The following is a 10,854-nucleotide window of genomic DNA, read 5'->3' on the forward strand; positions in this document are numbered from 1 at the left end:
GATTATCAATGATTTTGCTTTGAACTTTTTGACAGAAGTAGACTCTGATGATATACTAACATGAGAATGTCGTAAAATTCACCTTCGGGAGATTTTCCGACTTTTTTTCTTGAAGGGAAGTCAGTGCGCTCGAATGAGAGGCAACATGGAAATACCGATCACCATTGACAAAGCACTGTCCGGTCAATTCGGTCCACTGATTGATGTGCGATCAGAAGGTGAATATACGGAAGCAACCATCCCCGGCGCGGTCAACATCCCTCTCCTGTCTAATGAGGAACGGGCGCGCGTGGGAACCATCTATAAGCAAAGGGGACCGGCAGAAGCCCGAAAAGTCGGCCTCGAGATCATCAGTCCGAAACTCCCAGAGCTGTACCGCAACGCGCAGGCAGTCGCAGGCAATGGGCCTGCCGTCCTCTTCTGCTGGCGTGGCGGGATGCGCAGCAAAACAGCAGCGACGGTCCTCAATCTGATGGGGATGGAGACGTACCGCATCGAAGGCGGTTATAAAGCCTTCCGCCGTTATGTTAACGAATATTTGGAGCGGCGCATCGGCCTTTGGCCCTTTCTCCTGCTCCATGGCAACACCGGCGTGGGCAAGACGGAGATCCTGTCCGCCCTCGCAAAAGGGGGCGCTGGCACTATTGACCTAGAGGCTATCGCGGAGAACCGAGGCAGCGTCTTCGGTCATATCGGCTATTCGTCGATCCCAAGCCAGCAAACCTTTGAAGGTCGCCTAGTCATGGCGCTCAACGCTTGCCAGGACAAGCCCAGCATCTTCATGGAATGTGAAAGCCGCCGCATCGGCCGCGTCATCCTGCCGCAGAACTTTTTCCGTCGCATGCAGGAAGGGGAACGGATTCTCCTCTATGCGCCGATGGCCGTACGGATCCAGCGGCTAGTCGATGTTTATGCCAGCCAAGCGGACAGAGGAAAACTGCTGGAGGCGATGGGCCGGTTGGAACAGCGCCTCGGTAAGGCCTGGGTCAAACAGTTGACTTTATGGATCGAACAGGAGGATTATGCCGCTGTTGCGGAAGTGCTTTTGCGGGAATATTATGATCCGTTATACGGATATCCCAACGGGCCGAGCCGCCACTACCCTTTCGCCGTCGATGCATCTTCGGTTACAGAAGCGGTGAATCTGCTCATGCTATACAATGAAGCACGCTTTCAGAAAGGAGGTCACGTCGATGGAAAGCCTCGGGCTTGTGCTCCGGCAAGCCAGGGAACAGAAGCAACTCTCTTTGCGCCAGGTGGAAGCGGAAACGAACATCCGTCTGGCGTACCTGACCGCTTTGGAAGAAGGCAATTATGACCTGCTCCCCGGCCGCGTCTACGGCGTCGGATTTATGCGCAGTTATGCCAAGTATCTCGGTCTCGATCCGGCGCCGTTGATCGAAGCGATGAAACATGATTGGAAGACCGAGGAAGAGGAATCGCCACTAGTCACAGAGGAGAGGGAAAAAGCGTATTCAGCCCCGAGAACGGGCGGCATCGTCAAATACGCCGGTTACGGCCTGGCGGTTGCCGCCATTGCCGGACTCGTCTTCGTATCGGCTCGGTTGCCGGACAAGGACCAACTGGAGCCGAACCGACCGGATGGCAGGGTGGCCATCAACAGCACTAAACCGTCCGGCCCTGCAGCTGCCGATGGTACGGGGGCGTTGGGCAGCTCGGGGGTGCTAGGGGCATCGCCGGGAGCCCAGGCGTCCAACGGCGCAGGGGCCGATCCGGTATCCCTCGCTCCTGGCCTTTCTCCGGTTGAACCTGCGGTGGCACAACCTGCTGCCAACGGAGAAAAGGCCCCCGGCGTGCCCGCTGTGGCGCCGGCGCCGAGCGGCGTGGCCGTGACTTTGCGGGTCGTGCAGGACAGATGCTGGATGTCGGTTAGCCAAGACGGCCAACCTGCCTATGAAGGAATGGTGAACGTCGGCGACGCCATGACCTTCACGGGCAAGGACAAGGTCAATGTGGTGCTTGGCAACGCTGGCGCCGTGGAAGTTATTCTGAATGGAAAAAGTCTTGGCACTCTCGGGGACGTGGGACAGGTCATCAAAGAAGAGTTTGTTCCCCTGACGCAAAACCCGGGTTGAGACCCGGGTTTTTGGTTAACACAAAGGAGGAAAAGGTTATGGCCAAGGATGCATCCTTTGACATCGTATCTCAGGTGGATGAACAGGAAGTGACCAACGCCGTCCATCAAGCGGTGAAGGAGATGGAGCAGCGTTTCGACTTCAAAGGCAGCAAGAGCGAGATCCGCCAGGAGCAAGGCGCCATCATCCTCGTCTCCGATGATGAGTTTAAGCTGAAAAACGTCACCGACATCCTGGAAGCGAAGATGGTCAAGCGCGGCATCTCCTTGCGTGCGCTCAGATACGGCAAGATCGAGTCGGCTGCCGGTGATATGGTCCGGCAGAAGGTCGACCTGGTTCAAGGGATCTCCAAGGAGAATGCCAAAAAGATCACCAAACTGATCAAGGACAGCAAGATCAAGGTTCAGACCTCCGTGCAGGGCGACCAAATCCGCGTGAGCGGTAACAAGCGTGATGACCTGCAAGCTGTCATCGCTTTACTGCGGAAGGCTGATCTGGATATTGAGTTGCAGTTTATCAATTTCCGGTCCTAGACGGCGGGGAAGCTTGTTGCCAAATGTACCGTTTGTTGTTGCGTTACAGTTGATGTTCCCCCCCTGCCTGTTCGTCGGGAAAGGCGCCGGTCATGCACAGACCGGCTGGGTAGGAATTTGTATCCACAGCATTACGTGAAGTACTCGATCTCAGCATCGGGAAACCGTTCGAGCAGCGCTGTCCGGAGGAGATTCTTCATCGACTTGGCCGTCTCGTCGGGGTATACATACTTGCCCATGCCGTATTTGCCGTACTTGAACTTGCGCTCCTCCTCGTCCATGTCAAGTCGGGATTCGGGAAAGCGCTCCAAGATCACCTTTTTGGCCCTTGCCGTAAATCGGTGCTGGATCAATTCAAAGGTCACCGGAGGAGAAAGGGGCTGGATCGACGCCAGCTCCCTTTTTAAATGGTCGAAGAGCTGGAGGTAGTCCTCCTCCCAGCCGGGGTAGACCATGATCGGGGCGATGATGAACCCGAGGGGATAGCCGGCGCGGGCCACTTGCGTGGCGGCAGCGATGCGCTCCGCGACAGGAGGCGTTCGGTGTTCAAAATCGCGGACGACGCGCGCACTGTTTAAGGAGAAGCGAAAGCGTGTGTGGCCGTTATGACGGGCTTTGAGCAGCGGTCCCACGCCGGTGAACTTGGTGACGAAACGGAGGCGGCCATGCTCCTGGGCGCCGAAAAACTCAATCGTCTTGAACAGCGAGCCTGTCAGATGCTCGACGCTCAGCGGATCGCCGGAACTGGCTACTTCGAAGGTAGTCGTTTTCGGCGTATTTTTTTCGATGTACTTGGCCGCTTGGTCCAGCATCTCTTCCACATTGACGTAGACGCGAAGGTAGGGACGTTGACCGAGAGTCGTCTGCAAGTAGCAGTACTCGCAGTGGCCGGGGCAACTTGTCATCAGGGGAAACTGGTAATCGGCCGATGGGCGGCAGGTGGGAAAACGCAGGTCCCGTTTGACGCCGACGACGAGGGTCTTTTTCGCCTCGGCGTACTTCTGGTTCGGCGTATCCCCCGGCAGGCCCGTGACGCGGTTATGAGAAGGGATCTGTCGGGTGGGAAGACCCAACTCGCGGCAGAGGGCGACGATCTTCTGGCCGAGCGGGTAGGCGAGGGCTTCCCCTTCAAAAAAGACCCGCTGGGGGACGTAATGCCATTTTTGCTGCTCTTGGGGCTGTTTATTCGACTGTTCATTCGGTAGCTCTTTGGGTTGCTCCTGGGGTCGCTCTTTCCATTGGTTCAACGGGGCACCTCCTTAGGAGAAGTTTTCCCGCTGATGAGCAAGAAAAAAGCCCCCCTCGGAGCAGGTCCGGGTGGACTTGTTCAAGAAAGCGGGGAATTTACTTTAGTCCCCGGTAGGGCGTTACACCGTCATAGGTGAGGATGGCCCTGTACATGTCCGGACGCCGATCGCGGAAGACGCCCCAGGCGGTTCGCATGCGGGCGCATTCGTCGAGGTCGAAGGTGGCCGTCAGCACCGTCTCAGAGGTGCGGTCCGCCTCGGCCACCTTTTGGCCGAAGGGGTTGGCGATAAAGGAAGAGCCATAGAAGTCGATCTCCGACGTGCTGAAGGTCTCTTTGCCGATGCGGTTGGATGCGACGAGCGGGACCAGGTTGGCGCCGGCATGGCCCTGCATGCAGATCTGCCAGTGGTCCTTCGAGTCGATTCCCGGCTCTTCAGGCTCGGAGCCGATGGCGGTGGGGTAGAGGAGGATCTCGGCCCCCATCAAGGCCATGCAGCGGGCTGCTTCGGGAAACCACTGGTCCCAGCAGATACCCACGCCGATCTTGCCGTAGCGGGTCGTCCAGACCTGAAAGCCCGTGTCGCCGGGGTTGAAGTAAAACTTCTCTTCATAACCGGGGCCGTCGGGGATGTGAGTCTTGCGGTAGACGCCGAGGATCTCGCCATCAGCGTCAATCATGGCGATGGAGTTGTAGCGGGCGTTGTTTTTCTTTTCGAAAAAGCTGATCGGCAGAACAACGCCCAGTTCTTTGGCGATGGGCTGAAAATGGCGCACGGCGCTGTTGTTCTCCGTCTCCGTGGCCAGGTCATAGTGCTCGGGCCGTTCGGTCTGGCAGAAGTAGGGCGCTTCAAAGAGTTCCTGCAATAAAATGACCTGGGCGCCCTGGCGGGCCGCTTTCCGGACGAGTTTTTCCGCCTTGGCGATGTTGGCATCCACATCCCAGGAACAACTCATTTGGGTGGCGGCGACGGTGACCTTGCGCATGGGATCCCTCCGAATTGCTGCTATTTGGGCATCTGCTGGGTGGCGCAGTGGATGTTGCCACCACCGGTGAGGATGATTCGACTCTCGATGGGCACGATGGTCCGGTCAGGGAAGACGCGGGCCAGGATGGCCTCGGCCTGTCGGTCCGTCTCGGCGCATTCGCCGCCGAAGATGGGGAGGATAATGCCGCCGTTGACGAAGTAGAAGTTGATGTAGCTGGCAGCCATGCGGACGCCTTTATGGTAGAGGGCAGGAGGCTGCTCGATGGGGATGATCTCCAAGGAACGTCCCTTGGCGTCGACGGCCTGCCGGAGGATCTCCAGGTTCTCGCGGCTGATGGCGTAGTTAGGATCCTCTGGGTCGGAGCAGACCTGGAGGAGCACTACGCCCGGCCGAGCGAAACAGGCCACATTGTCCACGTGCCCATCGGTATGGTCGCCGCAGAGGCCCTTTTTCAACCAGATGATCTTCTCAACGCCCAGGTATTGGCGGACCTGCGCGTCCAGTTCCTCGCGGGTCATGTGGGGGTTGCGGTTTTTATTGAGGAGGCACTCTTCTGTCGTCAGGAGGGTACCTTCGCCGTCGACGTGGATGGAACCGCCCTCCAGGACAAAGGGAGCGTCAAAACGGCGGATGCCGAAGTGGTCGAGCAGTTGGGGCGCTACGAGGTTGTCCAACTCAGAGGGGAACTTGTTGCCCCAAGCGTTGAACTGCCAATTGACGCCGGCCAATTCGCCGGCGGCGTTTTTAAGGAAGGTGGGGCCGCTGTCGCGGATCCAGGAGTCGTCGTACTCCATGGGGAGAATATCGACGGAGGGACCGCAGATCCGAGCGGCCTCCTCAACAAGTTCCGGCAGGACGACCATCGTGACAGGTTCAAAGCGGGCAATGGCCTGGGCCACCCGGGCGTAGGCTTGACGGACCTCATCGAGTTCGTCGGGCCAGGTCGTATCGTCGATGGGCCAGACGATGAAAGTGCGTTGATGGGGCGCCCATTCGGGGGGCATGGCAAAGCCGGATGCTTGCGGCAGGGACATGAGATCTTCTCCTTTGTTTGGCGATTCGACTTATTATAACATGGGGAGAAGGGCAGTAGAAATGTATTGACCACTGTTACCGCTGGCAGCGAGCGATAAAAAATGAAATGCCGCCAGGCAAAAGGATGAACTTATGAAAGACTGCCGTCAAAGGAGGTTGTTCTACCCCGAGAATAAACCGCCACTGACGGTCATCCAAATGGGAAGGCTCACCGCCATTGACAGGACACGCCGTTCCGTCAATGAGGGTGAGCCAATATATTGCCTATGGTGGGCGATAACGGAATCGAACCGCTGACCTCTTGCATGTCAAGCAAGCGCTCTAACCATCTGAGCTAATCGCCCCTATGAAAATGGTGCGCCCGGCAAGAATCGAACTTGCGCACCTGGTTCCGGAGACCAGCGCTCTATCCACTGAGCTACGGGCGCCTACTAGCGACGAACACTAATATACCAAAATCATTGCGCGCTGTCAACAGCAGTTTTTTCGGGGGAAAAAAGAAGGCAGGATCAATCCTGCCCCTGCACATCGTTGATGCCGTAGCGGAAGAAGTGATTCTTGAGGTGCTGAATCGTTTTTTCAGTGACGCCAAACTCCTGGGCCATCTCCATGTCCGACTTGTCGGCGGCGACACCGGCGATGAATGTATCGAAGTCGACGCCCATCTCATGGGTCTTGTCGACCAGACTCTCTCGCATCCCCCAAGGTGCACCCCGTGTGGAGAATTGGCTGGTCTCCTGACTCTTTGGTTTCCGGGGATGGACCCCTTGTTCTGTGACGTGGCCGTACAGATCCGAACGAGCGTCCAGGGCCACCCGGGTCGCCGAGCCGAGATCTTCGGGAACAAACTTATCCGGCAAAGGACGCTGGTCACCTTTACCTTGCGACCCCCCCATGATTTTCCCTCCCTTGACCGTCCTGTTCACGGATAGTATCGGGTAGAGCGTTCAAACCTATGCCGCCAAAGAAATTGTAATTTTTTACCGTATGGTGCGGTCGAGAGAACTTGAACCCCTATAGCTGTGCGACCACCAGAACCTGGGCCGCCGTCAGAGCACCTGCGTCTTAAGTGTCTGCCAATTCCGCCACGATCGTCCAGAGAAGAATGGTCGGAGCGACAGGTGTAGCCAGCCTAAGACAGCATTCTAATAATATAAAATGTAATTATATGATAAAAAATTATTTCCGTCAAGTAAAAGGCCGTGATAAAATTCGCCATCTGATTTTCCGCCATTGGCGGGGAAAGCTAAGGACTGTAAATCATTGAAGGGCTGGTGATGAATGCGTGCGCTTCGATATCATCGTCATAGGTTCTGGAGCGGCAGGCTTGTCCACGGCGATTCAACTGGCCCGGTACAATCATTCTGTGCTGGTCTTCGACGGTGGGGAAGGGCGGACTTCCTGGGTCCCCAGGTACCATAACCTGCTGGGATATCCTCAGGGAATTTCGGGCAAAGAACTGCTGCGTCTCGGTCGTGAACAGGCCCAACTGTATGGGGCAGAGATTGTTAAGAGTCAGGTGGGGCGGATCGAGAGGACAGGAGACGGTGATTTTACCGTCACCACAAGCAGCGCCGATTACCGCAGTCGCTATCTTGTCTTCGCTACGGGGTTGACCGACAATCAGCCGGAGATCCCCAATCGCTACGAGTTCGCCGGTCGTTCCCTCTATTATTGTCTCGACTGTAACGGCTTTGAGTTCATCGGTCAGAAGGCGGCTGTGCTGGGACATAGCAGCGGGACTATCCGTAGCGCCTTCGCCTTGCTCGATTACACCCACCATGTCTTCATCGCTACCAACGGACACCCGCTGGAAGGGCGTGAAGAGTATGGCGATCTCCTCAAGGAATACAAGATCGACGTGATTGAGACGCCGGTGGAACGCTTCCAGGGAACGCCGGGGGGGAAGGGGAAGTTGAAGGCTCTTTCCTTTCAAGACGGTTCGGTACGCGACGCGGACGTAGCCCTCTCCACCTATGGTACGCAGGGCAACAGCAAGCTCGCCCAAGAACTGAATGTGGCGGTAAACGAAACAGGCCACATCGTCGTCAATGAGTTCATGGAAACGGCGGTTCCCCATATCTATGCCGTCGGGGACGTGATCAACACGACCCAGATGCTCGTCTTCGCCATTTCCGAAGGGGTAAAGGCAGCTATGATGATCCACCGCTCCATAGAATCGAAGCGACAGCCTTTTCAGGCCTAGAGCGAGTGACCTTCGGTCAGAATTGAAAAAAGGAGGGAGACACCTCGAACACGGCGTCCCCCTCTTTTTTTGTCTCAAACCGTTCAGTTCGGTGGGGTCTGGTCCACCACTTGCGGTTCGTTCATCTGCTGCATTTCCAGTGGAGATGGTTCCGGCGAAAGTCTATCCCGAACAGGGATCCGCATCGCCCCATGGCTTTCGTAATAGAGGCGATATTCCTGCTGCAAACCTTTTAATCCGTTGAACACCGCTTTATCCCCATACAACCAGCGCAGCATGCCGGGTACTTTATTCTTGATCGTTTCCACGCAGATCGGACTGCCCATCTCCTGCAAGCGCTGTAATTGCTGAAATACAGAAGACTTGATCTCTTCAGGTGTGCTTCCCCAACGGATGCGCTTCCCTGGCGTCCATCTAAGGGGGGTAGGCTCGGTGCTGATGTCCCCAGTCGATGGTGTTTCGGCATGTTCTGACTCCAGACGTTGAATCCGCCGCCGCAGTTCCCCCGCTTCTCCTTCGAACCGATCGAGGGCTTCGATGAGGATGGAAGTGATCGCGTTCAGCGTCTCTTCCGTCGCCTGTCGGTACTGCTGATACTGTTCGTCCATGCGACGAAGGATCATTTCTTTTAATACGGGGGAAGATTGTAGCCGGGAAATCAAATCGTCTAAGTGATATTTTTCGATGCTCCCGGGAGAACGATACTCCTTCCCAGACAGGTCGGACGGCGTGATCATGGTGCCGACCTGTCCCCGTCGCCCTTTTTTATGATGGATGCCTGTCGCTGCTGCTTTTTTTTCCCGGATCTCTGTTATGAAGATTTTGCCTATCTCGTCAGACATGGGCGGCTTCCTTTCTTTCCTTGAACGTGTGCTTAGACAATAGAAAGAGGGACAAGAAAACAACTTCAGAACATAATAAATATTCAGAAAAAGACCTTTTCCGTCGGCAGAGAATCGTTTATAATAGGCCACAAGTACAATTCAAGTAGTGAACGAGCATATATCTGGTTGAACGAGAAAAAATTTTCGATAAACGAATGGTGTCAAGAAGTATGAGGGGGTTGGTTGGCAATGCGGATTGAAACGCTTGGCGAAGGTCGCATTCAGGTGTTGGTTTCTTCAGAGGATTTGTCACAACGGGAGATAAATATTCGCGACCTCTGGCAATACAACCCCAATGCACAGAAGTTTCTCTCCGGGGCGCTCCGGGAAGCTGTAGACAACGGTGTCCTCCAAATGCCTGCAGGGTCTGTGTCTGTGGAGGCGATCGGACTGGTGACGGAAGGTGTCGCCGTCATTTTGACCTTGCACAAACCGGTCATCGCCACCTGTCCGACGATTGAACCGGCGCCGATCCAAAGGGAGGAAAACGAAGGCGCTTCAACCAAAGCGACGGAAGTGGCTTATGTATTCCGTAGCTTTGAAGATCTGCTCTCTGCCTGCCGGCGCCTTGCCGACAACGATCTAGGAGAGGGCAACCTGATTCATTTCCAGGGCTCCCTGTACTTGACCATTCCCGTCGGGAAAATGCAGGAAAGAGCGGTCCAGATGCTCTTGAGCGAGTATGGAGAAAGAAGCGTTTACTCACCCCTATTTTTCACGGAACATGGTAACATCATACGCAAGGGCGACGCGCCGCGCTTTATTGTAGAAAAATTTGGTCAGAAAGAGGGCCGCCAAAAAACAGGATAATTTTTTGCGGCAAACTACTTGCCTCCCCGTCGATTCTTGCTTATAATGTAGACGAAATCGAAAATGTCACAACGGAGTGACAACTGGGCAACGACGCTTTCTCATCTTGACATCTGTCAAGATGAATGAAAGCGTTTTTTATTTGCCCATACTTATGTGAGGAGGTAAGAAACATGGGCTATACCAAAGAAGACGTCCTTCGCATGGCCCGCGAATTTGACGTCAAATTCATCCGCCTTCAGTTCACCGATATCCTCGGTGTCCTGAAGAACGTAGCGATCCCTGTCGATCAACTGCAAAAAGCTCTTGATGGCGAAATGATGTTTGACGGTTCCTCTATCGACGGCTTTGTCCGCATCGAAGAGTCGGACATGTACCTCCGTCCTGATCCGAATACTTTCGTCATTTTCCCTTGGCGTCCCCAAGACGGCGCTGTCGCCCGTTTGATCTGTGACGTTTACAATCCCGATGGCACCCCCTTCGCCGGCGACCCCCGGAACGTGCTGAAGTCCGTTTTGGCCGAAGCCGCCGAAATGGGATACACCATGAATGTCGGTCCCGAATTAGAATTCTTCCTCTTCCTGACCGACGCCGAAGGCAAACCTACCACCATCACCCATGACAAAGCCGGTTACTTCGACATGACTCCTATTGATCTCGGCGAAAACGCCCGCCGCGACATGGTTCTGACTTTGGAGCAAATGGGCTTCGAAATCGAAGCGTCTCACCACGAAGTGGCTGCTGGTCAGCATGAGATCGACTTCAAATACTCTGACGCCCTGGATGTGGCTGACAAGATCGTCACCTTCAAGTTTGTCGTCCGGACCATCGCCCAGCGCCATGGTCTCCATGCCACCTTCATGCCCAAGCCGATCTTTGGCATCAACGGCTCCGGCATGCACACCAACATGTCTCTCTTCAAAGACGGTAAGAACGCTTTCTATGATCCGACCACCCCGGATCAACTGAGCGAAACGGCCAAGTACTACATCGGTGGTCTGCTGAAAAACGTCCGTTCCTTTGCTGCCATCACCAACCCCACCGTCAACTCCTAC

11 protein-coding genes and 2 tRNA genes (1 of these 13 running past the window's edge) are annotated in these 10,854 nt (G+C 55.4%); 6 read left to right on the forward strand and 7 right to left on the reverse strand.

The window, feature by feature from the left end; all coding sequences use genetic code 11:
• Nucleotides 1-145: 145 nt before the first annotated feature.
• The 3 genes from mnmH to HM1_RS10630 are packed head-to-tail and all read left to right on the forward strand — an operon-like array spanning nt 146 to nt 2,629.
• Nucleotides 146-1,318 carry a tRNA 2-selenouridine(34) synthase MnmH gene (gene mnmH / locus HM1_RS16265; RefSeq protein ID WP_012283370.1) on the forward strand — a complete coding sequence of 391 codons (1,173 nt, stop codon included), beginning with the start codon at nt 146-148 and terminating at the stop codon, nt 1,316-1,318.
• Nucleotides 1,257-2,096, forward strand: a complete 840-nt coding sequence (locus tag HM1_RS10625; RefSeq protein ID WP_236995081.1) for a helix-turn-helix domain-containing protein — start codon at nt 1,257-1,259, stop codon at nt 2,094-2,096. The genes mnmH and HM1_RS10625 overlap by 62 nt, the downstream gene beginning before the upstream one ends.
• 38 nt (nt 2,097-2,134) lie before the next feature.
• A complete protein-coding gene (locus HM1_RS10630; RefSeq protein ID WP_012283372.1) occupies nt 2,135-2,629 on the forward strand; it encodes a YajQ family cyclic di-GMP-binding protein in 495 nt (164 codons plus the stop codon).
• A 131-nt stretch (nt 2,630-2,760) separates the two neighbouring features.
• Here the strand turns inward: HM1_RS10630 and splB are convergent, their stop codons facing one another.
• The 6 genes from splB to HM1_RS16270 all read right to left on the reverse strand — a co-directional run bounded on the left by splB (nt 2,761) and on the right by HM1_RS16270 (nt 6,795).
• Entirely contained in the window at nt 2,761-3,876 is a 1,116-nt protein-coding gene (gene splB, locus HM1_RS10635; protein WP_012283373.1) for a spore photoproduct lyase, read from the reverse strand.
• A 97-nt stretch (nt 3,877-3,973) separates the two neighbouring features.
• Nucleotides 3,974-4,861 carry an N-carbamoylputrescine amidase gene (aguB, locus tag HM1_RS10640; protein ID WP_012283374.1) on the reverse strand — a complete coding sequence of 296 codons (888 nt, stop codon included), beginning with the start codon at nt 4,859-4,861 and terminating at the stop codon, nt 3,974-3,976.
• A 20-nt stretch (nt 4,862-4,881) separates the two neighbouring features.
• Nucleotides 4,882-5,898, reverse strand: coding sequence for an agmatine deiminase (gene aguA, locus HM1_RS10645; protein WP_012283375.1), 1,017 nt, complete (start codon nt 5,896-5,898; stop codon nt 4,882-4,884).
• Nucleotides 5,899-6,166: 268 nt separating this feature from the next.
• Nucleotides 6,167-6,243 (reverse strand) — tRNA-Val (locus tag HM1_RS10650).
• Nucleotides 6,244-6,252: 9 nt separating this feature from the next.
• A tRNA-Arg gene (locus HM1_RS10655) sits at nt 6,253-6,327 on the reverse strand.
• A gap of 81 nt (nt 6,328-6,408) precedes the next feature.
• Nucleotides 6,409-6,795, reverse strand: a complete 387-nt coding sequence (locus HM1_RS16270; RefSeq protein WP_236995015.1) for a hypothetical protein — start codon at nt 6,793-6,795, stop codon at nt 6,409-6,411.
• Between the two features lie 389 nt (nt 6,796-7,184).
• Between HM1_RS16270 and HM1_RS10665 the strand changes: the two genes are divergently transcribed.
• Complete coding sequence (locus tag HM1_RS10665) at nt 7,185-8,105, forward strand: NAD(P)/FAD-dependent oxidoreductase (protein ID WP_012283379.1); 921 nt, start codon at nt 7,185-7,187, stop codon at nt 8,103-8,105.
• An 83-nt stretch (nt 8,106-8,188) separates the two neighbouring features.
• Here HM1_RS10665 and HM1_RS10670 read toward each other — a convergent pair whose 3' ends face one another.
• Entirely contained in the window at nt 8,189-9,079 is an 891-nt protein-coding gene (locus HM1_RS10670; protein WP_012283380.1) for a hypothetical protein, read from the reverse strand.
• A 99-nt stretch (nt 9,080-9,178) separates the two neighbouring features.
• Here HM1_RS10670 and HM1_RS10675 point away from each other — a divergent pair, with 99 nt between their 5' ends.
• The gene (locus HM1_RS10675; protein ID WP_012283381.1) at nt 9,179-9,799 is read left to right on the forward strand and encodes an adaptor protein MecA; all 621 of its coding nucleotides are present in this window, start codon (nt 9,179-9,181) and stop codon (nt 9,797-9,799) included.
• A 173-nt stretch (nt 9,800-9,972) separates the two neighbouring features.
• On the forward strand, nt 9,973-10,854 hold the 5' portion of the coding sequence (gene glnA / locus HM1_RS10680; RefSeq protein ID WP_012283382.1) for a type I glutamate--ammonia ligase. 447 nt of this gene lie beyond the right edge of the window; the window shows 882 of its 1,329 coding nt (coding positions 1-882); the start codon lies at nt 9,973-9,975; its stop codon lies off the right edge, out of view.

The organism is Heliomicrobium modesticaldum Ice1, from assembly GCF_000019165.1.
GTDB classification, from domain to species: Bacteria; Bacillota; Desulfitobacteriia; order Heliobacteriales; family Heliobacteriaceae; genus Heliomicrobium; species Heliomicrobium modesticaldum.

What these genes read in the sequence shown, in the direction of transcription:
- HM1_RS10630 (WP_012283372.1), top strand. Translation starts at nt 2,135, where the DNA reads ATGGCCAAGGATGCATCCTTTGACATCGTATCTCAGGTGGATGAACAG.
- aguB (WP_012283374.1), bottom strand. Translation starts at nt 4,861, where the DNA reads ATGCGCAAGGTCACCGTCGCCGCCACCCAAATGAGTTGTTCCTGGGAT.
- mnmH (WP_012283370.1), top strand. Translation starts at nt 146, where the DNA reads ATGGAAATACCGATCACCATTGACAAAGCACTGTCCGGTCAATTCGGT.
- HM1_RS10675 (WP_012283381.1), top strand. Translation starts at nt 9,179, where the DNA reads ATGCGGATTGAAACGCTTGGCGAAGGTCGCATTCAGGTGTTGGTTTCT.
- HM1_RS16270 (WP_236995015.1), bottom strand. Translation starts at nt 6,795, where the DNA reads ATGGGGGGGTCGCAAGGTAAAGGTGACCAGCGTCCTTTGCCGGATAAG.
- aguA (WP_012283375.1), bottom strand. Translation starts at nt 5,898, where the DNA reads ATGTCCCTGCCGCAAGCATCCGGCTTTGCCATGCCCCCCGAATGGGCG.